Source organism: Rothia uropygioeca (genome assembly GCF_004136585.1).
Classification (GTDB): Bacteria; Actinomycetota; Actinomycetes; order Actinomycetales; family Micrococcaceae; genus Rothia.
Window position 1 is genome coordinate 411,382 of the sequence record NZ_NOIR01000001.1, and the last position, 25,494, is coordinate 436,875.

The 25,494-nt window shown below is 61.2% G+C and carries 21 protein-coding genes; 15 read left to right on the top strand and 6 right to left on the bottom strand.

Annotated features, from left to right (window positions below):
* Positions 1-31 precede the first annotated feature (31 nt).
* The 7 genes from EWR20_RS01800 (at position 32) to EWR20_RS01830 (ending at position 8,780) form a co-directional block, all read left to right on the top strand.
* Complete coding sequence (locus tag EWR20_RS01800; protein WP_129358500.1) at positions 32-1,537, top strand: CoA-acylating methylmalonate-semialdehyde dehydrogenase; 1,506 nt, start codon at positions 32-34, stop codon at positions 1,535-1,537.
* 147 nt (positions 1,538-1,684) lie between these two features.
* Positions 1,685-2,611 carry a sugar phosphate isomerase/epimerase family protein gene (locus EWR20_RS01805; RefSeq protein ID WP_129358501.1) on the top strand — a complete coding sequence of 309 codons (927 nt, stop codon included), beginning with the start codon at positions 1,685-1,687 and terminating at the stop codon, positions 2,609-2,611.
* 44 nt (positions 2,612-2,655) lie between these two features.
* The gene (locus tag EWR20_RS01810) at positions 2,656-3,633 is read left to right on the top strand and encodes a Gfo/Idh/MocA family protein (RefSeq protein WP_129358502.1); all 978 of its coding nucleotides are present in this window, start codon (positions 2,656-2,658) and stop codon (positions 3,631-3,633) included.
* 217 nt (positions 3,634-3,850) lie between these two features.
* Entirely contained in the window at positions 3,851-4,729 is an 879-nt protein-coding gene (locus EWR20_RS01815; protein WP_129358503.1) for a sugar phosphate isomerase/epimerase family protein, read from the top strand.
* 80 nt (positions 4,730-4,809) lie between these two features.
* Positions 4,810-6,255 carry a sugar porter family MFS transporter gene (locus EWR20_RS01820; RefSeq protein ID WP_129358504.1) on the top strand — a complete coding sequence of 482 codons (1,446 nt, stop codon included), beginning with the start codon at positions 4,810-4,812 and terminating at the stop codon, positions 6,253-6,255.
* Between the two features lie 130 nt (positions 6,256-6,385).
* Entirely contained in the window at positions 6,386-7,516 is a 1,131-nt protein-coding gene (locus EWR20_RS01825) for a zinc-binding dehydrogenase (RefSeq protein WP_197964444.1), read from the top strand.
* The gene (locus EWR20_RS01830; protein WP_255411231.1) at positions 7,482-8,780 is read left to right on the top strand and encodes an MFS transporter; all 1,299 of its coding nucleotides are present in this window, start codon (positions 7,482-7,484) and stop codon (positions 8,778-8,780) included. The genes EWR20_RS01825 and EWR20_RS01830 overlap by 35 nt, the downstream gene beginning before the upstream one ends.
* Before the next feature lie 2 nt (positions 8,781-8,782).
* On the opposite strand, the gene EWR20_RS01835 is transcribed toward EWR20_RS01830, so the two are convergent.
* Positions 8,783-9,682: a LysR family transcriptional regulator gene (locus EWR20_RS01835; RefSeq protein ID WP_129358506.1), complete on the bottom strand. Its 900-nt coding sequence runs from the start codon at positions 9,680-9,682 to the stop codon at positions 8,783-8,785.
* 148 nt (positions 9,683-9,830) lie between these two features.
* Between EWR20_RS01835 and EWR20_RS01840 the strand changes: the two genes are divergently transcribed.
* From EWR20_RS01840 to ald, 8 genes are read left to right on the top strand one after another with little or no spacing between them, the layout of a single operon-like run.
* Complete coding sequence (locus EWR20_RS01840; RefSeq protein WP_129358507.1) at positions 9,831-11,051, top strand: M24 family metallopeptidase; 1,221 nt, start codon at positions 9,831-9,833, stop codon at positions 11,049-11,051.
* The gene (locus EWR20_RS01845; RefSeq protein ID WP_129358508.1) at positions 11,048-12,280 is read left to right on the top strand and encodes an aminotransferase-like domain-containing protein; all 1,233 of its coding nucleotides are present in this window, start codon (positions 11,048-11,050) and stop codon (positions 12,278-12,280) included. Before EWR20_RS01840 ends, EWR20_RS01845 begins: the two co-directional genes overlap by 4 nt.
* Positions 12,277-13,509 carry a M20 family metallopeptidase gene (locus EWR20_RS01850; protein WP_238147515.1) on the top strand — a complete coding sequence of 411 codons (1,233 nt, stop codon included), beginning with the start codon at positions 12,277-12,279 and terminating at the stop codon, positions 13,507-13,509. The genes EWR20_RS01845 and EWR20_RS01850 overlap by 4 nt, the downstream gene beginning before the upstream one ends.
* Before the next feature lie 55 nt (positions 13,510-13,564).
* Positions 13,565-15,043, top strand: a complete 1,479-nt coding sequence (locus tag EWR20_RS01855; protein ID WP_178945295.1) for an MFS transporter — start codon at positions 13,565-13,567, stop codon at positions 15,041-15,043.
* Entirely contained in the window at positions 15,040-15,795 is a 756-nt protein-coding gene (locus EWR20_RS01860) for an SDR family NAD(P)-dependent oxidoreductase (RefSeq protein ID WP_129358509.1), read from the top strand. Before EWR20_RS01855 ends, EWR20_RS01860 begins: the two co-directional genes overlap by 4 nt.
* Before the next feature lie 30 nt (positions 15,796-15,825).
* Positions 15,826-17,130, top strand: coding sequence for an aminotransferase family protein (locus EWR20_RS01865; RefSeq protein ID WP_129358510.1), 1,305 nt, complete (start codon positions 15,826-15,828; stop codon positions 17,128-17,130).
* Positions 17,127-18,608 carry an NAD-dependent succinate-semialdehyde dehydrogenase gene (locus tag EWR20_RS01870; protein WP_202864766.1) on the top strand — a complete coding sequence of 494 codons (1,482 nt, stop codon included), beginning with the start codon at positions 17,127-17,129 and terminating at the stop codon, positions 18,606-18,608. Before EWR20_RS01865 ends, EWR20_RS01870 begins: the two co-directional genes overlap by 4 nt.
* A gap of 31 nt (positions 18,609-18,639) precedes the next feature.
* The gene (ald, locus tag EWR20_RS01875) at positions 18,640-19,767 is read left to right on the top strand and encodes an alanine dehydrogenase (RefSeq protein ID WP_129358511.1); all 1,128 of its coding nucleotides are present in this window, start codon (positions 18,640-18,642) and stop codon (positions 19,765-19,767) included.
* Between the two features lie 129 nt (positions 19,768-19,896).
* Here ald and EWR20_RS01880 read toward each other — a convergent pair whose 3' ends face one another.
* The 5 genes from EWR20_RS01880 to EWR20_RS01900 form a co-directional block, all read right to left on the bottom strand.
* A complete protein-coding gene (locus tag EWR20_RS01880) occupies positions 19,897-21,246 on the bottom strand; it encodes a YjiH family protein (RefSeq protein WP_238147516.1) in 1,350 nt (449 codons plus the stop codon).
* A gap of 274 nt (positions 21,247-21,520) precedes the next feature.
* Positions 21,521-22,087 carry an NADPH-dependent FMN reductase gene (locus EWR20_RS01885; protein WP_129358512.1) on the bottom strand — a complete coding sequence of 189 codons (567 nt, stop codon included), beginning with the start codon at positions 22,085-22,087 and terminating at the stop codon, positions 21,521-21,523.
* Between the two features lie 435 nt (positions 22,088-22,522).
* Complete coding sequence (locus tag EWR20_RS01890) at positions 22,523-22,897, bottom strand: ester cyclase (RefSeq protein ID WP_197964446.1); 375 nt, start codon at positions 22,895-22,897, stop codon at positions 22,523-22,525.
* Positions 22,898-22,993: 96 nt separating this feature from the next.
* Positions 22,994-24,001, bottom strand: a complete 1,008-nt coding sequence (locus EWR20_RS01895; RefSeq protein WP_255411242.1) for a Gfo/Idh/MocA family protein — start codon at positions 23,999-24,001, stop codon at positions 22,994-22,996.
* A gap of 32 nt (positions 24,002-24,033) precedes the next feature.
* On the bottom strand, positions 24,034-25,242 hold the full coding sequence (locus EWR20_RS01900) for a Gfo/Idh/MocA family protein (protein WP_129358514.1): 1,209 nt from the start codon (positions 25,240-25,242) through the stop codon (positions 24,034-24,036).
* Positions 25,243-25,494: the final 252 nt, after the last annotated feature.

The window sequence follows — 25,494 nt, forward strand, 5'->3', positions numbered from 1 at the left end:
ATTTGGCTCTAACTCTCGTGAGGAGAAGAAGTTGACTACAGAGATCAAGCACTTCATCAATGGAAGTGAAACAGACGGTTCGGGCGAGCGACGCCAGGACGTCTACAACCCGGCCACCGGCGCCGTGACCGGAAACCTCCACCTCGGTGCGAAAGAAGACCTGGAGGCGGCGGTCGCCGCCGCGAAGAAGGCCAGCGAAACCTGGGCAGACATGTCCATTGCCAAGAAGTCCGCGATCCTCTTCAAATTCCGCGAACTCATTCACGCACATGTGGACGAGTTGGCCCAGATCATCACCGCCGAACACGGCAAGGTTCTCTCGGATGCCAAGGGCGAAGTGGCTCGCGGCCTCGAGGTCGTCGAATTCGCATGCGGCATCTCCGAGCATCTCAAGGGCGAGTACTCCGAACAGGTATCCACCGGAATCGACGTGTTCTCTTTCCGCCAGCCGCTGGGCGTTGTCGCCGGTATTACTCCCTTCAATTTCCCGGTCATGGTGCCGTTGTGGATGGCTCCCGTGGCCATTGCTACCGGCAATGCATTCATCCTCAAGCCCTCGGAACGGGACCCTTCCGCTTCATTGCTGCTGGCCAAGCTCTGGAAGGACGCAGGGCTTCCGGACGGTGTGTTCAACGTGCTACACGGTGACAAGGAAATGGTCGACGGACTGCTGACCCATCCCGACGTCGACGGCATCTCGTTCGTGGGATCGACCCCGATCGCCAAGTACGTCTACGAGACGGGCACTCAACACGGCAAGCGCGTCCAAGCGTTGGGCGGGGCGAAGAACCACGCCGTGATTATGCCGGATGCCGACATGACCATGGCGGCGGAGCACCTCAACGCGGCCGCTTTCGGCTCTGCCGGTGAGCGCTGCATGGCCATTTCAGTGGCCGTTGCCGTGGGCGATGCCGCAGATGAGGTCGTCTCCCGCGTCAAGGATCTGGCGTCCGGGATCAAAGTCACCGAAGGCACTGATCCGGAGGCCGATATGGGTCCCGTGATCACCCCGGCTTCCAAGGACCGCATCACCCGCATCGTCGGGGAAGCGCAGGAATCCGGCGCAGCCGTGGTGCTGGACGGTCGCGACCTGGTCGTCAAGGACCACGAAGAGGGCTTCTTCGTCGGCCCGACCATCTTGGACAAGGTCAACAAGGAAATGAGCGCTTACGAGGAGGAGATCTTCGGACCCGTCCTCGTGGTCATCCGTGCCGAATCCTTGGAAGAGGCCATCGAGATCATCAACTCGAACCCCTACGGCAACGGAACTGCGGTGTTCACCTCCAACGGTGCCGTGGCGCGTACGTTCCAGCGCAAGGTCCGTGTAGGCATGATCGGTATCAATGTGCCGTTGCCCGTACCGGTTGCTTGGCATTCCTTCGGAGGCTGGAAGAATTCACTGTTCGGCGACCTGCACATTTATGGACCGGATGGCATCAAGTTCTACACCCGCGGCAAGGTCGTGACCCAGCGTTGGCCTGAGCCCAAGTCGGTTTCTGGAGCGTCGTTCGCGATGCCGTCGACCTCCGACAGCTGACCATCCGAACCGGGAACGTCCCGGTTAAACCGGTGCAGTTCCTCGAGCGCACCGTACCGCTCGGGCGCCGTAGTCAATCTCAAGGACGGCGCGGCGCCCGGGCTTCCCAGACTTTTTATCTTTCAATGACGAAAGCGAGATTCCGCGATGACCGTCCCTACCCCTGAGAACAACCTCATCATTGGAACTGCCCCAGATTCTTGGGGTGTCTGGTTCCCAGAAGACGAGCAACAGACGCCGTGGCAACGTTTCCTCGATGAGGTGGCGGAGGCGGGATACAAATGGATTGAGCTGGGCCCGTACGGTTACCTTCCTGCGGACCCGGAGACGCTCGCCAAGGAGCTCAAGGAACGGGATCTCAGCATCAGCGCCGGGACCGTGTTCACGGCATTCCACCGGGGTGCAGACCAGTGGGACGCCGCCTGGGAGCCTGCACGTCAGGTTGCCGAGCTCACGGCCGCAATGGGTGCCCACCACGTCGTCGTGATCCCCGCACTGTGGAGGGATGACAAAACCGGGAAGGCTCTCGAAGACCGCACGCTGACCGACCAGCAATGGGAGGACCTGGCTGCGGGGCACGACAAACTGGGTCAGCGGCTCCAGAGGGAATTCGGCCTCTACCAGCAATTCCATTCACATGCAGATTCTCATGTGGAGACCATGGACCAGATCGAGAAGTTCCTGGCCATGACCGATCCCAAGCTCGTGACCCTGTGCCTGGATACCGGCCATGCCGAATACGGCGGTGCGTCGTCCGTCGAGCTCATCGAGAAGTACCCTGAACGGATCGGCTATCTGCACCTCAAGCAGGTCCACCCGGACACTTTGGCGAAGGTGCGCGCCGAGGACATGACTTTCAAAGACGCGACCGCCGCGGGTGTCATGTGCGAACCTCCATACGGGCTTCCCGATCTCCGCGAGGTCATCGAAGCGGCCGAGAAGCTGGATCGTCCGCTGTACGGAATCGTCGAACAGGACATGTACCCCGTTGCGAACTTCGAGGTTCCCCTTCCGATTGCGTCGCGTACCTGTAAGTACCTACTGAGCTGCGGTGCACGCACCGTCGTCGCCTGAACCAGGCCCACGAACTCTGGAATTCTCCGAAAGGAATTGTCATCATGACTGAACAACTGCGCGTCGCCGTCGTCGGCGCAGGCCGAATGGGCTCCGACCACATCACCCGCCTCCGGGACCGAATGAAGAATGTGCGCGTCGCCGCCGTCGTCGATATCGACGAATCCAGGGCTCAGGCAGCTATCGAGGGAATCCAAGAAGCCAAGGTGTTCACGGATTTCACCGAGGCTCTTGACTCCGGCCTGGTGGACGCCGTCATGGTCGCAACCCCGGGTTTCCTGCACGAACAGGTTTTGCTTCCCGCTCTGACCAAAGGGTTCCCCGTCTTCTGCGAGAAGCCCCTCACCCCGGACTCCGATTCGGCGTGGCGTGTGGTCGAGGCAGAGCAAGCCGTCGGCAAGCGACTCATTCAAGTGGGTTTCATGCGCCGGTTCGATCAGGGCTACCGGAACATCCGGTCGGCCGTGAAGTCAGGAGAGCATGGTGAACTGCTCGCCCTGGACTGCGAACATATCAACCCCGAGGTTCCCGAGGACTACACCGGGCGCAATCTGATTGACGACACCGTGGTCCACGAATTCGATATCGTTCGTTACCTGACCGGCGAGGAGATTTCGTCAGTCGAGGTCCGAACCTGCAAGAACTCTTCCCTTGCCAAGGAGGGGCTCGTGGATCCGGCCCAAATTCTCATGGAGACCGAGGCCGGAATTCGCGTCTCGGTGAACACCCATGTCACCGCCACGTACGGGTATGCCGTGACCACGAGGGCTTCTTTCGAGAAGAACCATCTCCACGAGGGTATAGATCAGGTGACTCCGGGCTTCGAGGAGCGTTTCGTGGATGCCTACGACACCGAAATCCAGGAATGGATCGATGGTTGTCTGACGGGCGTCATTGCGGGACCCGATGCATGGGACGGATATGCGGCTGCCGCGTGTTGCGAGGCCGGCCTCACTGCGATCGCGGCCCCGGGAACCTCGGTGAACGTGGAGCTTAACGAGAAGCCGGACCTCTACCGGTAATTTCACCCCTAAAGATACGAATAACCTCAAATTTTGGTGATTGAGGTATTGAATAGTCTCTGATTGTGCATATGATAGGACAAATCAGGGTCGATCCCGAGAAATGGGGGCTTGTGCGGGCAACCGAGGCAAGCCCCATTTTCGGACCAATTTTTCATTGCGACGCGAATCACAGTGTCGATGCGTCGCACACGACAAGGCTCAATGAGGAGAAACAGTGAAGCTTGCCCTCGATCCCACACCGTTCCATCAGACCCACTCACTGCTCGAGTTCCCCCGTCTGGTCAAGGATCTCGGGTACGACTACCTGCAGATGACCCCTCATCCTGATTTCATCCCGTTCTTCGGTCACCCGAAGGCCGACGACGACCTGGTCGGCAAATTGCGCCAGGCCTGCAAGGACGCCGGCGTTGAGATCGCTTCGGTCCTGCCCGTCATGCGCTGGTCCTCCCCGGATCCCGATGCTCGTGAGGCCGCTGTCCGGAACTGGAAGCGCATCATCCAAATCGCCGTCGACTTGGGTGTTCAACAGCTCAATACGGAGTTCCAGGGCCGACCGGAACTCGCGGAGGAGTCCGAGCGCGCGTTCTACCGCTCTATGGAGGAACTGCTGCCGATCATCGAGCGAGAAGATCTCCATGTGGCCATCGACCCGCATCCGGACGACTTCGTTGAGCGCGGTCTTGACGCGTGGCGCGTTATTCGTGGCGCTAACTCCAAGAACCTGGGCATGGTCTACGTTGCTTGCCATACCTTCCACATGGAAGACGAGCCGATGGACATCATGCGCGCCGCGGGCGACCGTATTCGCGTCGCCCACGTCGCCGACTCCATGGACCACCATCGTTCCAACGGTCTGCGTTACATCACCAACCCGCCCGGGAGTCCCGCACGAGTCCACCAGCACCTCAAAATCGGGGACGGCGACGTGAACTGGGGCGAATTCTTCGGTGGACTCAACGAAATCGGATTTCTCGACTCCGAGGACACCGTCCTGGTGTCAAGCGTCTTCGCCGAAAACGAGGACGCCACCAAAGTCTCCCGCTATCAACTGGATACCATCAAGGAAATGGTTGAAGCGGCGCGCCAGGGCTGAAGGCCCTTCACTCTCATTACCAACCATTCATTCGCTCTGAGAGGCAACGTAGCTTCTCGGCTGTTATCAAAGGAGTCATCATGAGCGGCCCGACAACGGAGAGACCCTCCAAACCCCTTCCTCCACTGACCGAAGGGGCGCACAAGCGACGCCTGGGCATGGTTGCCCTGGTCGCGACTTTCGGCGGCCTGCTGTTCGGTTATGACACCGGTGTCATCAACGGAGCCCTCGAGCCAATGTCGGCCGAACTCGGGCTCAAAGCTGATACGCAGGGGCTCGTCACGAGTTCCTTGCTCGTCGGCGCCGCCGTCGGCGCAGTGAGCATCGGCAAACTCTCTGACGCCTGGGGGCGCCGGAAGACCATCATCATGCTTGCCGTATTGTTCTTCATCGGCACCATGGTGTGCGTTTTCGCCCCCGAATTCATTGTCCTTCTGATCGGGCGCTTCCTTCTCGGTATGGCCGTGGGCGGTGCCTCGACCGTCGTCCCGGTGTTCCTGGCAGAGCTTGCGCCCTACGAAATTCGCGGGTCCCTCTCCGGGCGCAACGAAATGATGATCGTTGTCGGTCAGCTCGCCGCTTTCGTCGTGAACGCGATTCTGGGCAATACGCTCGGCCACATGGACCACGTCTGGCGCATTATGCTCGCAGTCTGTGCCGTCCCTGCCATCTGTCTGTTCTTCGGCATGCTCCGCATGCCCGAGTCGCCCCGTTGGCTGATTTCCAAGGGTCGTTATGACGAGGCCCTGACGGTTCTGAAGACGATTCGCTCGGAAGAGCGTGCCGTCGCCGAGATCGACGACGTCAAGCAGGTCAACGAACTCGAGTCGCGTGAGCACGAGACCGGTCTCAAATCCGTCTTCAAGAACAAGTGGTTGCTCCGTATCCTGCTCGTGGGAATCGCGATCGCGGTATTCCAGCAGCTAACCGGTATCAACTCGATCATGTACTACGGGTCGATCGTTCTTGAGCAGTCAGGCTTCGCCGTCAACGCCGCCCTCATAGCGAATATTGCCCCCGGCATCATTGCGGTCATCGGCGCTTTCATTGCGCTGTGGATGATGGAGAAGATCAATCGACGCACCACCATCATCACCGGGTACACGCTCGTGACCCTTTTCCACCTGTTGATCGGTATCGCTTCGTTTGCTGTTCCCGAAGACTCCGCGGCACGCCCGTTCATCATTCTGATTTTGGTCGTCTGCTTCGTCGGATCGATGCAGACGTTCCTGAATGTTGCGACGTGGGTTCTGCTCTCGGAAATCTTCCCGTTGCACATGCGTGCGGTGGGCATGGGATTCTCGGTCTTCTGCATGTGGATCGCCAACGCCCTGGTGAGCTACTTCTTCCCGGTTGCTTTGGAAGCGGTCGGCCTGACGGGTTCGTTCTTCGGATTCGCGGTCATCAACGCGATTGCGATCGTCGTGATGGTCAAGTTCCTTCCGGAAACCCGAGGCCGTAGCCTCGAGTCCGTGGAGGAGGACGTGACCACCGGCGCCATTTTCACCGTTGGACGCAAGAAGTAGGTTGGTCGCGGCGACGACCGCCTGAGACGATCGGCCCCTTTCGTCCCGGATTTCCGGGACGAAAGGGGCCGATGTCTTCTATGACCTCGCACATTTTGCAATCGGACCACCAGGGACGCAGTATCGGAACATGACCCAAATCACCATTCCTGAAATCATGCGTGCCGCGATATGGGAAGGAGATAGCCCTCGGCTCCACATCGAGGACATACCCGTCCCGGTGCCCAAGAAAGACGAAGCTCTCGTCAGAATCACCTCATGCGGCGTGTGCCATACGGACCTGCACGTGCTCAAGGGCGAGGTTGCCTTTCCGGGTCCGGGCGTGGTCGGGCACGAAATCAGTGGCGAAGTGGTCAGCATCGGTGAAGGCACCGAGGACTCCGGCCAGATCGAGGTGGGCGCACCGGTGATCGGCGCCTTCATCATGCCGTGCACCGAATGCGAACAATGCCTCCGGGGCCGCGACGACCTGTGCGAGAAGTTCTTCGGCGAGAACCGGCTTAAAGGGAATCTGTTCGACGGCACCTCACGGCTGGCCACCGCCGATGGCCGCCGATTGTCGATGTATTCGATGGCAGGCATGGCCGAGTACTCGGTGGTCCCGATCTCCGCGCTCACGCTGCGTCCCGCGAACGTTTCGCCCGAAGAAAGTGCCATCCTAGGCTGTGCCGCGTTCACGGCGTACGGGGCCGTGCGCAAGTCTGGTCTGGTCGAAGGGGAAACGGTTGCCGTTGTTGCGGTAGGCGGAGTCGGGTCCAGCCTCATTCAGGTTGCAAAGCACGAGGGTGCGTCCAAGGTCATTGCCGTCGATGTGACGGACGAAAAACTCGAATCCGCTCGTCGTCTCGGGGCGGATGAGGTCATCAACTCGACCAAGCGGGATCCCAAGGGAGCGGTCCTGGCCATGACTGACGGCAAAGGGGTACACATTGCGTTCGAGGCCCTTGGCCGCCCAGAAACCTTTACCCAAGCCGCGTCCCTCCTCCGAGAAGGCGGGCGTATGGTTGCGATCGGAATTGCGCCAGGAGGTGTCTACGGCGAGGTCGAGATCAGCCCCTTGGTTCGCCGGGGCCAGACAGTGACGGGATCTTTCGGCGCAGTCACCCGAGTCGACCTGCCCGCTGTCGCGAATCTCGCGGCGGAAGGAGGTTACCGGCTCAAAGAGGCCGTGACTCGCCGATACGATCTGGCGGACGTCGACGAGGCCTACCAGGCGCTCGATCGGGGTGAAATCACCGGACGGGCCATCGTCGTCATGTGACGGCGGCGAACGAGAATTTCACCCCAATGACGTACCGGAGCAGGATGTAAGCATGAGCGAAAATGTGAAAAATTCATCCGCTTCCGGCTGGTCGCTTGCCGCCGCGGCCTACATTTTCACAACGGTCATGATCGGCACCACGATGCCCACGCCTCTGTACCCGCAGTATCAGGAGGTATTCGGCTTCGGAGGAATGATCACCACCGAGTTGTTCGCCATATACGCGGCCGGCGTGATCCTGGGCCTGATCCTCTTCGGCCGGTTGTCCGAAGCGACGGGACGAAGACCGGTTCTCATGGCCGGATTGGTCCTCTCCGTCATTTCTGCGGTCTTGTTCTGGACCGGCATCGCCGAGTGGATGCTCTTCACCGGACGAGTCTTCTCGGGTTTCGCCGCAGGGCTTCTGACTTCGACCGGCACCGTGAGTGTGATGGAGAATGCGCCCAAGGGCCGCGCACGGCTCGGGGGAGCCGTGGCGACTGCCGCGAATATGGGAGGGTTGGGCCTCGGAGTCCTCATGGCCGGGGTTGTTTCCCAGGTGGCCCTGGCCATCCTGCCGGAGGGTTGGTCTCTGCGATCGCCGTACATGGTCCACGCAATCATGCTGGTCATCGCCGGTTTGGCCCTGGTAAAGGTGAGGGACCCCGTGGACCGCAGTCACAAAGGATTCCGGCTCCAGACACCGGGCATACCTTCGGAAGCGCGGCGGCAATTCGGCGCCGCTTCCGTGGCGGCCGTCGTCGGGTTCGCCACGATGGGAATCTACTCTTCCGTGGTGCCCAACGTATTGACCGGCGTCCTGCATGTGAAGGCGCCGGCGGCGGTCGGAATCATCATAGGGTTGGTGTTCCTGACATCGGCGGTGGCCCAGATCTGTCTGAAAGGGCTCGAAGATCGGTCCCTCATCCTCGTCGGGTCGTTGTTCCTGGCCGTAGGCATGGCCTTCAGCATCCTGGCCTTGTGGCTCGGATCTTTGTTTCTTCTGGTGATTGCCGCTCTGCTGAGCGGCTCGGGCCAAGGGCTACTCTTCATGACCGGAATGCGCGCCGTGACCAAAGCAACCCGTGCCGAACGCCGAACCGAGGTGACAACCAGTTATTTCGTGGTCGCGTATCTGTCCATCTCGGTGCCCTCCGTGGCGGCAGGCCTCTTGATCCCCGGCTTCGGGCTCGCGCCCACGGGTTTTCTGTTCTTTGCCGTGATCGGCGCGGTCACGTTGCTGGGGCTGCTCAATCTCCCGAAGTTCCAGGGGAAACAAGGATGACTCTAGGGAGCGGTCACTTGGATCGTGTAGTCGAGAAGGGCCTTTGTCGCGGGCCTGAGTTGGGCACCCCGCCGGGTCAGAGCATGCACGTCGCGATACAGCTGGGGCGATGCCGCGGCAGGCCACTCGATCGCGTGGCTCGGCCGCGCTATGGGATTGATGCCATTGTCGAAGACCATATCCGGTAAAAATGCTGCGGCCATACCTGCCTGGACCAGATCGTGGTGAAAGCGCAGATCGGAGGACTCGTAGCTGACGCGCGGTTCGAATCCTGCCCGTCGGCATGTGCTGAGCGCCCACTCGGCGGCCGTTGATCCGCCGGTCTCGAATACCCACGGCACCTCCGCCAGCTCCTGCACAGTGGATACGGGCCACGGGGCGTAGGCGACGATGTAATCCCGAAATAAGTGGACCGATTTCATCTCGGTGTCCACTGGTTGCGGGCGACCCGAGAATTCGTCCGTAATGGCCACGTCAATACGCCGACCGATCAAACTGGATATTGCCGCAGCGGGTTCGAGGAGTGCGAATTCCACAGTGACCTCCGGATACGAGCTCTTCATGCGATGGAGGATCTCCGCGAAGTACGAGACCGCGAAAGAGCCGAAGGAGGCAAGGCGTACCGTGCCGTGGACCTCGCTCCGGGCGGCGTCCACCTCGGCTTCTGCGCTCTCGAGGACTCCTACAACCTGATCCGCTCGTCGTGCCAGCTTCTTGCCCATTGGCGTCAGGAGCATTCGACGACCGACTCGCTCAGTGAGGTCCATGCCGACCTCTTTTTCCAACAGGGCGAGCTGCTGGGATACCGCGGCGGGGCTGATCTCGTGCGCTCGAGCCACCGAAGCCAAGCTTCCTCGCGAATCCAACTCACGCAGCAAAATCAAGCGGTGGACGTTCAACATGGCCGTTCCTTATCTTGAAAGGTGCGATCTTTAACTACAACTTAACTATATGAGCAAGTTGTTCCCTCTTCTTCCGTCCCTGAGCCCCACATAGCATCGATAACTACAAGAACCGAGATGTGGCTCACAGAGTCCGAGAGGAGGGGAATTGTCCCGGCAGAACATCGACGGCACCAGGGAAGCCCCGTTTTCCGTTCAAGAATTTGAATCCCGCCGTCAACGGGTCCGCGATCTGGCCGTCGAAAAGGGCTTCGATGCCCTTCTGATCGCCGATCCGGCCAATATCTACTATCTGACCGGGTACGACGCCTGGTCCTTCTACACGCCGCAGCTCCTGTTCTTTCCCGTCGATGGGGATCTCTATTTCATCGCCCGAGAAATGGATGCGAACGGGGCGCACCGAACGATCTCTCAAGTGCCTCGCGACCGGATTCTAGGTTACCCGGAAACGTATATCCATCAGGCAGAGATCCACCCCGGGGACTGGATTGCCCTATCTATCCGGGATCTGGGGTACGCGCGGCCGCTCCGCGTGGGATACGAGGGCGACGCCGCCTTCTTCACCGTTCGGACTTACCGCGCCTTGGCCGCAGGCCTGCCGGAATGGGATCTCCAGGAAGACCACAACCTTGTGAACTGGGTCCGCGTCACCAAGTCCGAAACCGAAATCGACTACATGCGCAAAGCGGGTCGGATCTGCGAGATCTCTATGAACGCGGCATTCGACGGGTTGAGACTCGACCGACCGCAGAACCAGGTGGCCGCGGACGTGATGGCGGCTCAGGCCCGGGGGGACGGAACCGTGGACGGCGACTACGCCTCGATCGTCCCGATGTTCCCTACCGGTGCGGGCGCGGATACACCGCACCTGACATGGGCCGATACACCCACCCCGGCGGGAGTGCCCATCTCGATCGAATTGGCCGGAGCCCACCGGCGATACCACGCACCCCTGGCGCGGACGGCGATCATCGGCGATCCCGAGCCTGAGCTCGCCCGCTTGGGCGACGTCACGGTCGAGGCTCTCCAGGCCGCGCTCGACGTCGTCCGCGAAGGCACCACCAGCAACGATGTGGCCGAAGCCTTTACCGCAGTCCTGCGGCGCAACGGCTACTCAAAGAATTCCCGATTGGGCTACTCGATAGGTGTCGGGTACCCGCCGGACTGGGGAGAGAGAACCGTCAGTATCCGAGAAGGAGACAGCACGGTTCTGCACACGAACATGACCTTTCACCTCATTGCCGGGATGTGGCTGACCGGCATGGGCTACGAAGTCTCCGAGTCCATCAGAGTCACGGAAAACGGTTGCGAGACCTTCAGCAACATACCGCGCGGTCTCATTTCTCTCGATTCACGGAGGTACTTATGACCACCCCAACAATCCCCACAACCCGCCTCGCCGGCAGAGCCAGCCAGTTGAAGGGCTCCGTGATCGACGCGTCAACGGCCTTGCTGGCGAGCCAGACCCACGACATCGTTCGCTTCGCGATGGGGGCTCCCAACGACGAACTGATCCCGACCGAGGACTTCGGACGGATTCTTGGTTCCGAGGCAGAAGGCCGATTCGGTTACGGTGCGAGCGAGGGCGAAGCCGATTTGGTCGATCAGATCGTTCGATACCAAGCCGAGCACGGCATCGAGACGAGCCCGGACCGGATTCTCGTGACCACGGGCGGAATGCAAGGGCTCGATATTGCATTCAAAATGATCGTGGACCCGGGCGACGACGTCATCGTCGAATGCCCCACGTACACCAATGGAATCGGAACTGCCCTGAGTTATCAGGCCTCTATCATCGAAGCCCCCATGGACGAGAACGGGCTCGTGGTTGAGGCGTTGCCCGATCTGGTCGAAGCGTCAGGACGACGCCCCAAAGCCATCTACACGATCCCGAACTTCCAGAACCCCAGCGGGACCACGATGACCCGCCAGCGCCGAGAACTGCTCCTGGAACTGGCCGAAGAATGGGACGCATACATCGTCGACGACGATCCGTACGGTGCGCTCCGGTTCGAAGGCGAAGAAGTTCCGGGATTCCTCGACCTGAGTCCCGGCAACCCACGGGTCATCCAGGTCCGGACTTTTTCCAAGATCCTCGCGCCGGGGCTGCGTGTCGGGTGGATGGATCTGGACCCTTCACTGCGAGATATCGCCGTCAACGCGAAACCGGCCATGGATACGTGCACCAGCGTTCCGATGCAGAAAGTGGTCTCGGACTACCTGGCCGAAGGGAAGCTGGACGAGCACATCTCCTGGCTGCGATCCGTGTACCGGGAACGCAAACAGGCTATGACCCGGGCCCTGGGAGACAGATTCGGGGACGACATCCGATCCACGGATCCCGACGGCGGGTTCTTCTTGTGGATCGATCTGCAGGGAAAGTACTCCGGTATAGATACTGAGGAGCTGTTCCCCTCGGCCTTGCGCCACGGAGTCGCATACATACCGGGACCGGCATTCACGGACTCCGGCAGCCAACGCCACTCACTGCGCCTGTGCTTCGCGACCTCTTCTCCCGAAAGGATTCAGGAGGGCGTCGAACGGCTCGGGGCAGCCCTGGACGAATTCGCGGCGGAGCGGCGAGGAACGCTCTCATGATTCAAACCGACGTCTTTACCACTGCCATGCAGCAGTTCGAGCGGGTGACCGGGAGGATCGATGAGGAGAGCATCGTTGCGCTCGCGGAAGAGCTGATCCGAGCCGGAGGCGAGAACCCTGGGGGAACGGAAGAGGCGACCGTCGTCGCTCTTTCCGGAGCCCTGGTGGCGATAGGCGCGAGGATCGAAGTCGACGAAGTCGCTCCTGGCCGTTCAAACCTCATCGCCCGAATCGGCGGAGACGGCACCGACGCGGGCGGGCTGCTCTTCCTCGGCCACAGCGATGTGGTCCCGGCCGGATCCGGCTGGACGGGGGAACCTTTCGAGCCGCGCCGCTGGGGCGGTCGCCTGGTGGGGCGGGGCGCCGCAGACATGAAAGGTGGCCTGGCCGCCGTGGTCGTGGCCATGGCCGCGGTTCACGCGGAAGCCCCTGAAATACCGATGACGCTGCTCGTGACCGTGGACGAAGAATGTGATGCCTCCGGAGCTCAGCACTATGTCGCGACGGAACCTGCCGGGGAGTATGCGGGGTGCGTCGTCGCCGAGCCGACCGGGATGCACATCATCACGGCCTGCCGTGGGGCGACCAACTTGCGCCTCGAAATCACCGGGGCCAGTGCCCACGCAGGAAATCCCGATGACGGCGCCAGTGCAATTCTTGCGGCGGGTGACGTGATTCGGACCGTCGAGGAAGATGATGCGAAGCTTCGTGCGCAACCGGATCCTGATCTGGGCCGGGCCTGCTGGAACATCGGAGCTGTTCGCGGCGGACACGGAACCTCGATCGTCGCTGACCACTGCGAGCTTGCCCTGGATCGCCGAACTCTGCCAGGAGAAGAAGCCACGAGGATTCTCTCCGAATTGCTGGCCGGGGCGAGCAGAGCGATTCGCAGCCGGAACCGCGCCGGGACGGACAGACTTTCGGTGACCGGATCCGTGGAGATGATCATGCCCGGATTCAAGACTGAGCCCACCGACGGCTTCGTTACCGCGTGCCAGGACGCGGTCCAACGGGCTGGGGGGACCGGTGACACCGGCGTCTGGACCGCCGCTTGCGAAGGGGGATTCATCTCTCAGGCCCATAGCGTGCCCACGGTTGTTCTGGGCCCGGGCGACGTCAACTGCCAGGCCCATCAACCCGACGAAAGCGTCGAGATCTCTGAACTTTTGACCGCTTCGAGAACCTATGCGTTGATCGCTCTTCAGCACTCGAATTCCACGACCCCTTGACCGAAAACCATCGAACCGGGTGGACCCACCACTCGCGCACCTTCGGGAGGATGCCATGTCCCAGACACCCGTCTACGAACCACCACCGATCACCTCCGAGATAGATATGACGGTCGACGAGAAGAAGACCGCTCGCAAGTCCGTCGCAGGATCGGCCATCGGTAACGCCATCGAGTGGTTCGACTACGGCATCTACGGCTACCTTCTCGTCTACATTTCGGAGCTATTCTTCACCTTCGACGAGGACGGAAGCGCCCTGGCCCGTGTCATGGCCTTGGGCACATTCGCCGTGTCGTTCCTCGTTAGACCATTGGGCGGTTTCATCTTCGGGCCCTTGGGGGACCGGTTCGGGCGCCAGAAGGTTTTGGTTCTGACGATCGCGTTGATCAGCACTTCGACGGCGTGCATCGGTTTGTTGCCGACCTATGACCACATCGGTTTCCTGGCCCCCGTGCTACTGATCCTTCTCCGCGCGATCCAAGGCTTTTCCGCTGGCGGAGAGTACGCGGGTGCCGCGGTCTTCATGGCCGAACACGCGCCGGACAATCGCCGCGGCATTTACGGGTGCTTTCTCGAATTCGGGACACTCGTCGGCTACAGCGGCGCGGCGATTCTGTGTACGGTCCTCACCCTCATTGTCGGTGAAGACGGAATGCTGGCAGGCTGGTGGAGACTTCCCTTCGTTCTGACCATCCTGATGGGCATACTCGCCCTCTGGATGCGGCGTCACTTGCATGACCCTGAAACATTCACCGAGGACGTCGAGGAAGAAATTGACCACCCCTCGGCCATCAAGGCCTTGGGCAATCTGCTGAAGACCTATCCGCTTCAGGTGCTCAAGCTCATCGGTTTCGTCACGCTGCTGAACGTCGCGTTCTATCTGGTGCTGACCTACATGCCCAGTTACCTGTCGGCGACGCTCGGTCACGGAACCGCCGAAGCCAACTTCTCCTTGGTCATCATCCAGTTGGTCATGATCGCGGTGATCGTCCCGTTCGGTGCGTTGAGCGACAAGATCGGGCGGAGACCTATCCTGATCACAGCATCCCTCGGATTCGTCCTCTTCTCCGTTCCCGCCGTGATGCTGATCCAGGTGGATTCGTTCTTCACTCAACTCCTCGGAATCGGGATCCTGGGCCTGTTCCTGGTCATGCTGATCTCCACGATTTCCGCGACTCTCCCGGCGCTGTTCCCAACCAAGGTCCGCTATTCCGGATTCGCAGTCGGATACAACATCTCGACCGCGATCTTCGGGGGCACAGCGGGCATGTTCAACGAATTGCTCATCAACAAAACGGGAAACGCGCTGATCCCCGGCTGGTATCTGGCGATAGCGGGCGTCATCGGTTTCATCTCAGTGCTCACCTTCAGGGAAACCGCAGGACGTTCACTGCGTGGAAACGTTGTTCCAGGCACCGACGACGAATTGCGCGTCGCCCGCGGCGAGGAACTGATCGGCGCCAAGACGGGGTCGATCCCGGCAGTCGGGGAATCCGCTACATCAAACTCTGATTCGAAAGAAGGTAAACGTTGACTTCACAGCAACCAGTGGCTCTGGTCACCGGCGCCAATTCGGGGATCGGCGTGGAGATCGCTCGCCGGCTCGTCGGGGACGGTTTCCGTGTGATTCTCTCCGGCCGCAACGAGGAACGCGGCCAGGCGGTGGCATCTGAATTGGGACCCGAGGCGCATTGGATTCGTGCGGATCTTACCGATTCTGCGGATATTCAACGTCTGGTTACTGAGACCGTGGACAGTGGCGGCCGTCTGGACGTCCTAGTCAACAATGCGGGGCTGGACCTGGTCGGTCCGATCCTGGACGTTCCTGAGGAAGAGCTTCGGGCAAATTTCGAGACCAACGTCTTCGGAACCATCGCAGCGCTTCAGGCCGCCGGACGCGTCATGCGGGACCAGGGGGAGGGAGGTGCGATCATCAACATCACTTCGCGTCTTGCCCTGATCGGTGTGCCGACGATGAGCCTCTACGGAGCCGGGAAAGGCGCGATTCAGTCTTTGACGACGGCAGCGGCCGTCGAACTCGCCCCATTGAATATTCGGGTCAATGCCGTTGCGCCTGGAATGGCCAAAACGCCTTTGTACGAGACGTGGCTGTCGAACCAGGAAGATCCGGAAGCTACCGAGCGGGACGTCGCAGGAAAAATCCCGCTCGGAAGGATCGCCGATCCGTCGGACGTCGCAGCCGCGGTCTCCTACCTGGCGAGTCCGGGCGCCGCATACATCACCGGGACCACGATCCCGGTCGAGGGCGGTTACATCTCGCAATAACTCCGTGTTGATTCAGAAAGGATCACCATCATGACTACCACTGTTGAAAACAACGCATCCGCCAACTCGGGCAGGACTCCCGTCGATGGGCCCGCCCTCTGGCCGGCTCAGGCACAGGCCCCGCAGGTCGTGGGACGCCAACTCGTGATCGAGCGCGGCGAAGGCTCCTATGTTGTCACCCGAGACGGTCAGCGGCTCTTCGACGGGACGGCGGGCCTGTGGCACGCCAACATCGGCCATTCACGGCCCGAGCTCGCCCAAGCCGCGTACGACCAGATGATGCAGTTGGAGACCTACCACACGTTTGCCCGCTTCACGAATGACAAGGCCGAGGCCCTGTCCGAGAAGCTCGCGGAAGTCTCGCCCATTCCCGATCCCAAGATCATTTTGAACAGCGGCGGTTCGGACGCGATCGACGTTGCCTGCAAACTGGCCCGTAGGCATTGGCAGCGCGAGGGTCGGCCGACGAAGCAGGTCATCCTCAGTCGCGAGTTCGCCTATCACGGCCTCCACGCCTACGGCACCAGTATCGCCGGGCTCGAATTCAACCGTGAGGGTTACGGTACCGAGTCCTTGGTACCGGAAACGGCACGCATCTCGTTCAACGACCCTGAGCAGGTCCGCCGGACGGTCGAGGAGATCGGGCCGGAGAACATCGCGGCCATCGTGACCGAGCCCGTCCAGGGCACGGGCGGCGTCAACCCTCCCACGGAAGGCTACCTGGAGACCATCCAGGAGCTGTGCCGGGACAATGACATTCTTCTGATTCTGGACGAGGTCATCACCGGTTTCGGCCGAGTCGGCACGATGTTCGCTTCTGAGCGATACGGGCTGCAACCGGACTTGGTGACCTTTGCCAAAGGCGTCACCTCGGGATACGCCCCGCTCGGTGGGATCTTCGTGAGCCCCCGTATTTGGGAGCCGTTCTACGAGGACTCGCCTGACACTCCAATCTTCCGCCACGGTTCCACGTACGCGGGTCACGCGACCGCCGCGGCCGTTGCGATCAAACACCTCGAGATCCTTCAAGACGAGAACCTGGTTGAGCGGGTCAGGGAATTTGAGCCCGCGTTCGATGCCGCCCTGGAAGATCTTGCGGCGCGCAACGATGACGTCGTGGAGGTTCGCTATGCGGGTTTGCTCGGCGGCGTCACTCTGCGGGAGTCGGTCGCCGTGGACAAGGTCTGCGATCGAATGATCGACAAGGGCTTCATCTCCCGGCCGCTTCGAGGCAATACTCTCCAGGTCAGCCCGCCGTTCATCGTGACCGAACAGGAACTGAACGCCTTCCTCGCCGCAATGGATGAGGCTATCGGAGAAGAGGCAGCATCGTGAACACATCAACCACAACGGGTACGGCGACCATCGCTTCCCCCTGCCAGGGCGGCCTCCAGCGTGCGGACGACGTCGTCCGCGGGCTCGGTCTGCCCGAGACCGGAATAGAGGTGAAGGACCCGGGGACCGAAAAGACGATTGCCCATGTCCCGGATGCAGACCAGTCCCGTATTACGGAGACCCTGCGCAGTGCCCACCGAGCCGGCTTGGACTGGGCGCAGACCACACCGCGTGAGCGGTCGAATATTCTGCACCGTTGGTGGGAGCTGTTGACCGATAATGCGGAACAGCTAGCTTTGCTGATCACCAGAGAGATGGGGAAGACTCTCCCTGAGGCCAGGGGCGAGGTGAAGTACGGCAACGACTTCGTCCGGTGGTATGCGGAGCAAGCGGTGCGTTCGGGAGGGAACTACCAGGACGCGCCGGATGGAGGATCCCGTATTATCACGCGTCGGAGCCCGGTCGGACTTGCCGTTCTGATCACACCGTGGAACTTCCCGCTCGCGATGGCGACCCGGAAGATCGCACCGGCCCTGGCCGCCGGGTGCCCTGCAGTCATCAAACCGGCCACAGCGACGCCATTGACGGCATATTTCGCGGTTCAGCTGGCGCGTGAAGCAGGTGTCCCGGAAGACCTCGTCCAGGTTGTGACGACATCTAGTTCGCGAACTTTCAGCGAAACATCACTTCGAGACCAGCACACCCGAAAGGTGTCTTTCACCGGGTCCACTGAGGTCGGCCGGACCCTCTTGGGCCTGGCTTCGGAACGGGTCCTGCGCACGTCCATGGAGCTCGGCGGGAACGCTCCGTTGATCGTTTTCGACGACGCCGACGTCGAACGTGCCGCCGAGGGAGCCGCGGCGGCCAAACTGCGCAACGGCGGTCAGTCGTGCATCGCGGCGAACCGGTTCTACGTCCAGAACGGTATTGCCGAGGAATTCGTGGCGGCTTTCCGGGAAAAGATGGAGGCCGTCTCGATGGGTCATGGGCTGGCCGACGGCGTCGGCCTCGGTCCCCTTATCAATGGCGATGCGGTGACCGAGATGGGGCGACTGGTCGATGGCGCAGTCGAAAAGGGAGCCGACCTGCTGTGCGGGGGCAAAGCCCCGGAAGGACCTGGGCACTACTTCGAGCCCACGGTCCTGGACCGGGTCCCGCCGACAGCTGAGGTCGCCACCACGGAAATCTTCGGACCCATCGCGGCAATCCAGCGTTTTGACACCGAGGACGACGCAATCGAGAGGGCCAACGACACCGAATTCGGGCTGTCCGGGTACGTCTTCACGGAGAACCTCGACCGAGCGTTCAGGGTCTCGGACCGTCTGGAAACCGGTTTGGTCGGCATCAACCAGGGGGTCCCTTCCAATGCGGCCGCGCCATTCGGCGGTGTCAAGCAATCCGGTCTCGGCCGTGAGGGCGGGGCCGCGGGACTCGAGGAATACCAAAACATTCGTTTCTACAACATCGCGTCCCGCTAGGACGCGCTCAGAACTTTCAGGAGGAGAAACCATGCGCATTTCGGTCGTCAAGGAGATCAAGCCACAGGAAGAACGGGTCGGCCTGACCCCGGCCAACGTTGCCGAACTGGTCCGGAACGGCCATACGGTCTACGTGGAGTCCAACGCTGGGGTCTCCGCAGGATTCCAGGACACGGCCTATGACGAGGCCGGTGCCCAGCTGGTGGATCAGGAGGAGGCCTGGGCGCAGGCGGAACTGCTGATCAAGGTTAAAGAGCCCATCGAGTCCGAGTACCGCTTCCTGCGTGCGGACCTTACCCTCTTCACCTATCTGCACTTGGCCGCGGACCGCGCCTTGACCGAGGCTCTTCTCGACGCCGGTACCCTCGCTATCGCGTACGAGACGGTCCAGGACGAGACAGGGCTGCCTCTGCTGACTCCCATGAGCGAGATCGCCGGACGCCTGGCTGTCCATGCCGCGGCCAAACACCTCACCCGTGACGGCAACGGCCCCGGGAAGCTGCTCGGCGGCGCCCCAGGCGTGGCCCCGGGCAGGGTCGTCATTATTGGTGGAGGTGCGGTCGGCGCCAACGCGGCACTGCTCGCACTCGGCATGCAGGCGGAAGTCACGGTGCTCGATATGTCTCCCCAACGAATTCGGGAATTGGAGAACATCCTGGACAGGCGGGCTCGCGTGCTGATGTCGAATCCGGTGACCGTTGAGGAGGAATTGGCCCATGCCGACGTCGTGATTGGGGCCGTGCTGGTTCCCGGTCGCGCCGCACCCAAGGTCGTCAGGAGAAACGATTTGAAACTTCTCAAGGAAGATGCGCTCCTCATTGACGTCGCCATCGACCAGGGCGGCGCATTCGAGACTTCGCACCCGACGACGTACCAGGACCCGATCTTCGAAGTGGACGGGATCCGGCATTACTGCGTCGCGAATATGCCGGGAACGGTCCCCGAGACCGCGACCAAGGCGTTGACCAACGCGACGATGCCATTCATCAAAAAGATCGCCAGTAACGGCGCTGAGTACGCGATCGTTTCCGATGCGGCGATCGCCAAGGGGGTCAATACCGCGAGCGGACGGCTGGTCCAGCCTGGCGTCATGGCCGCATTCCCCGACCTGGCAACGGACAATGCGGACGATTCGAGTCTCGCCCAACCCACCGCTTAGGACAGGTGGGTAGTTCACGGGAAGTCCATGGCCCCTTCGACTCCGCAGCGGAGTCGAAGGGGCCCTGACTTTAACCCATTTCGGCCAACCTTCGCGGGAGCGAAGGCTCGCCGCTCATGCTTCAGGGCGTCAGAGGAGCAGGTACGCGATCGGGGTCGTGATGAGCAGTGAAAGCACCACGCGTTCGAACCAGATCACGATCAATGTCCAGAATTTCAAGGGAATCTCCGTGGCCAGGATGGAGGGGACCATCGCGGACAGGAAAATAATGCCGGAAACCGAGACCACGGCGATCACAAATCGCAGGATCAAGCTCTCGTCGGGGCTGATCTCTGCGGAGGGTAGGAACATCTCCACCAGACCCAGGCCTACTGCCTTGCCTGCCATCAACGGTTCGGGCAACCGCACAAGCCAGGCCACGGGGTAGAAGATCCAGGCGAGCCAGTCGAAAATCGGGGTGTGCTTTGCCAGAAGCAACCCAATCAGTCCTACCGACATGATCGAAGGCAGGATGGATGAGGCCATCATGACTCCGTCTTTGAAGTTAGCCCAGATCACCCGGAACACGCCTGGGGTCGAGCGCAGGGTCCCCAAGGCTTGGCTCCAGGCGACCCCGAAACGGTTGTGGGTGACCGCCTCTTCCGGGGTAGGAGTGGAGCCGGGATAATACTTGTCCGGAACGCGGGAAAGCGGCGGGATGCGGACGGTAATTGCCGTGACCAAGAACGTCACCACGAGAGAGACGAAGAAGTACATGAGCCAGTAGTCCATGAGGTCCAGGGCGTTGGCCACAACCACCATAAAAGTCACGGAGACCGTCGAGAAACCCACGGCGACGATCGCGGCTTCTCGTGTTGTGTACCCACCGGCCTTGTATACGCGGTTGGTGATGAGCAGGCCCAGCGAGTAGGAGCCCACGAAGCTCGCAACGGCGTCGACCGCGGAGCGGCCCGGTGTGCGCCAGATCGGACGCATGATGGGGCGGACGAATACGCCCACGAATTCCATCAGGCCGAACCCGATCAGGAACCCCAGAAAGATCGCACCGATCGGAACGATCAGCCCTACCGACTGCACCAGAGTCTTCCAGAGGAACGGGCCGATATCAGGATCTGCCAGCCATGCCGGTGGCCTGGTAACCATCAGGATTGCCGCGAACAGCCCCACAACGTTAAGGACCGAGAACACGATCTTCGTGGGCGTCTGTTTCCAGGACCCCGTCACGAACGGCCGAGCGGACCCGACAAGGATCAAGGCGAGCATCAGCCAGGGGACGACGGGCCCGGCGTATTCACGGACCAGCGTGACCAGATGATCCAGCGGTATCGAGGACTTACCCTTCATCGTGATGGGCACGAAGAACACCACGATCCCGATCAGTGAGAACACGATCAGTTTGACGGCATCTTTCCGTGCCCCCGGCGTGCCGACCGGGGTCATGGCGGCGGTTTGCGTCTCCGCCCTTGTTTTTTCAGTCATGTGCGACCCTTCATAGCTACGAAGCGGTTGTATATACAACGTAACACGGGTCACGTTTGCTGGGGTGTCGCTATGGTTTTCGTCTGGCCGTCACGGTGAGTGTCTTCGGAGGTTTTCCGGTTTTTTCCGTGGCCCAGACTTGAGGGTCGAGGTGGCGGTTTTGTGCGTGATTCACGGTCGAATCTGCACAGAAGTGCCACCTCGGGCAGGGTTGGGCCGCGGGAGCGTAGAGGTGTTACCTCGGGGGGGGGGGCTCGTGCGGGCCTTCGCGGACCTATTTGTGCGCCTCCACGAGTTGGACGAGGCGGTCCACGTAGTCCCGGAGGAACTCAACCGTTCGCTCGGAAGCGATCTTCCCTTCGTCGTTGAAGAGTGTCGGTGACTGCCCGAGGAAGACTTCGGGTTGGCCGGGGATCGGCATATCGAAGTAGGACAGGGCCAGGCGGAGGTTCTTCTGGGAACTGTAGCCGCCCATGCGGCCGACGGAGTGGCTGATGATCCCGGCGGGCAGGGCCTTCCAGGCGACGTCGCCGTTGGGTTTGGAGCCGATATCGATGGCGTTCTTCAGGCAGGCGGGGATGGTGCGATTGTTCTCCGCGGTGACGAACAAGACGCCATCGGAAGCTTTGATGGTTTCGCGAAAGCGTGTGTACTCAGCTGGGGTGGGCTTCTCGGGGGCCTCGGGGTCGTCATAGTCGAAGTCATAGAGGGGCAGGTCGCGGATCTCGACGATCTGCGCGTCGTAGCCTGCGGGGAAGTACGTCATGGCCTCGCGGGCAATCTTGCGTGCGAACGAGCCGCGGCGCAGGCTGCCGATGAGGACGGAGATGTTCTTGGTCACTGGGTGCCTTTCGCTCGTCAGAAGTTGGTTGAATACAGAACTTCAGAAGTCTCGGCCGGAGCAGCGGGTGTCTTCGCCTCAGTTGATGGCGTTGGGGAGGGACCGGAGACAAAGCCAGGGTTCCTGTCAGCTCTAGGGCAGGGCGTTGGTGCTCTCGGGGTTGGCTTCGGTCTGCTCCAGGACACGATGGACCTCCTTGCTCTCGGCTACGACCTGCCCTATCAGCAGCCACCAGATCATGTGCCCGCCGGCGTTAGGCGTGGAGCATCTCGTGGTAAAAGGCAGGCGAATCTTAAATATACGCTATGCCAGTGTTAATAACTACGGCATAGCGAACATTGCCGTGAGGGGGCCCAGAGAAAAAGCTTGGCGGAGTGCGATGAAGGCGCGTGGAGTTACGAGTTTTCGGAATCACGGTGGTTGGTCGCGGTCCGCTCAGCCCTCGGCCGATGCGACCCAGTACTCGCAGAAGCGGCCATCACGAATTCGAAGAATGTCGTTACCGAAAAAGCGTGAAGGTGAGCAGTCCGTCGTGGTTCCGGTCCCGATCCAGCGGGCGGCCACCATATCCGCATCGGCTAGGGGAGCGACCTCGATCTTGAAGCTGAGTTCGGAGAACATGGCCTTGGTCTCCGCGATGAGTTGGGCCAACCCTTCAGGCCCGTGCACGTCCCTCCCGGGCCAATGGCCAACGAATTCATCGGTCACGAGTTGCTTGGCGGCCTCGCTCAGCTGCTCTGCGGAATCGGGCCCGTTCCAGAGGCGGTCGATCCACTCGCGATAGATTTCTTTGGTGTCGGTGTTCATCATGCCCTCCTTTGCGTTCCTCCATACTCACACCACGTCAAGGGGTGGGACCAGGCCCCAGGAAAGACGATCAGGTGGGCGGAAAAAGTCAGGGGTGCCCTACCGCAAGGGCTTGACCTTTTCCGGGCGCCCGCTGTGGAGCGAACGCTGAGCGGCGTCGAGAAGTTCTATGCCGGGCACGCCGGAAGACGGCGGGCTGTCGTTGAGGCCTTCCCCGGCAACCAGGGCCACGAAATCTTGCATCTCCATGACGAATGCGGACGAGAATCTGTCCTGATAACCCTCGAAAGTGTGCTCCGGAGGATGAATCTGCCCGTCGGTATCGATCCGCGTCATCGCCACCCTGTCGACCTCACCGACGGAGTAGGAATTCTCGGTTCCGTGAACGACTGCCCTGACGTCTTGTCCGACTGCATGCCCGCGCATCACGGAAATCGTCGCCGTGAGGCCGGACGAGAACGAAAGCTGGACGGTTGCTGTGTCGAATTGATCGTGATCCCGGTACGACTCGTGTGCGACCGCGGAGCCTGTCGCGTACACGGTGGTCGCCTGTTCGCCCACGAGCCATGGCACGAGGTCGAATCCGTGGGCCATCATGTCCGCGAAGATTCCCCCGGAGCCCGCGAGGCCTTCGGGGTCGGCTGCGTACTTGTCATGATCGACGCTGAAGACCGCGCGCAGTTTTCCGGCCTGCCCGGCGTCCAACAGGCCCTTGAGGGCTCTGTACTCCTTGCTGTGCCGGCGGTGGAAACCCACCATGACTTTGTCATCCGCACCGGCCGCCGTGATGCCTTCCAGCAGGTCGGCGTATTCCTGTGCCGAAGTCGCCAGCGGTTTCTCGACGAAGACGGGCAGGCCCATCCGCACGGCATGTGCCACCAATTGCGGATGAGTCGAGCCGGGCGTGGTGATGACGACGCCGTCAGCAGCGTTGAGGGCCGAGTCCGCATCGGTGGTCGTGGTCAGACGTACCCCCGCACCTGCGGCCCTGGCGCGCTCCGTCACCTTCTCCGCGTGCTCGGAAACGCGAGCAGCATCTCGTCCCACCAGCTCGACTTCGGTAACACCTTCCGTGGTCATCAGATTGGCCGCGTGCATCTGGCCGATCGTCCCGGCCCCCCATCACTGCGATTCTCATATCAGTGGACCTTCACTTCCGCGCCGGATTTGTCTGCTGACTCCGCGATGGCCTGGATGATCTGCAACGTGTGGAGGCCCTCGGCGAAGGAGCCGCACGGCGCCAGCCGGCTCGACGTCCCGGAGACCTGCTCGAGGAACGCACGGGCCTGGATCGCGAAGTTGTCGTTGTAATTCCAGCCAACTCCGGGAGCGTCCATTGCGCAAGAGTTCGCGTACAAGGGTGTGTCAGAGTTCAGGATCACGCGGCGCTGCCCACGGGTGTCGGGGCTGGCCTGGGCGTCGTCATACATGAACTCTGCGGGCTTGGTGATATCGAAGGAGGCCTGAGCTTGCGGGCCGACCACGTGGTAGGTCTGCAAATTCGGTGTTCCGAAGGCGACGCGGGAGATGGTGTACGTGCCTATCGCGCCGTTGGCGAAGGTGCAGGTGAAGGTCAGGAAGTCTTCGTTTTCGACCGGTTCGACCTCGTCCGAGACCTCTACGTGGCCGTGGCCGACCACTGCACCCAGCGGAAGGTGCCTCTGTTTGTAGATCGTGTTCATGAAGGCGCCACGGACGGACGTCACGGGACCGTTGATGTACTCGCCCGTGTCGATCACGTGCGATCCGAGATCGCCCAAGGCGCCCGATCCGGGGCCGCCCTTGTAGCGCCACGACATGGGAGCCTTTTCGTCACACGAGTAATCGCACAGGTAAGTGGAGATGAAGTTGGTGACCGGGCCGAATTCGCCCGAGTCGACTTTCTGCTTGACGGCGTTCAGTGCGGGCATTCGGCGGACCGTGTACCCGACCGAGGTGACGAGCGGACGACCGAAGCGGTCGGTCTTCTGTCCGTATTCTTTCTCCAGCTCGACCATCGCTTCGGCATCTTCGAGTGTTCCGGCAAGAGGTTTCTCGCAGAGCACGTGCTTACCGGCCTCCAGCAGCCCTTTCGCAATGCGAAGGTGTAATGCGTTCCCGACGACGACGCTCACGGCGTCGATCTCCGGGTCCTCGGCGACCTCGGTCCAGTCCGAATAGGTCTTGTCGAATCCATAGCGACGCGCGGTGTCCTGGCCCAACTCGACGTTCATGTCTGCCACCGCCGCAAGGTGGATGTCCGGGAACTGGGCGTCGAAGACGGAGCCCGCCTGCCGATATCCGTAGGCGTGCGCGCGACCAGCCATTCCTGCACCGATGACCGCGACTGAGAGCTTCTGATCGCTCATGGATTCCCCTTAAGCCTAATGACAGTTTGTCAGGACAAGTATTCTGAGTTCCAGATCACAGGTCAAGGGGTCGGGCGCATAGTTTTGAGGGCCGTCATGGATGAGTTGACCTCTCTGGCTGGCGACGACTCGTTCTTCAGCGTTCTGCGCGACATGGGTCAGAAGTTCGTAGCACGAGTGCTCTCTCCGGCAGGGGCAACCCTCGGGATCGCTGAGGGGACCATGGCGAGAATTCCCGCTTTCAGCGGGGGG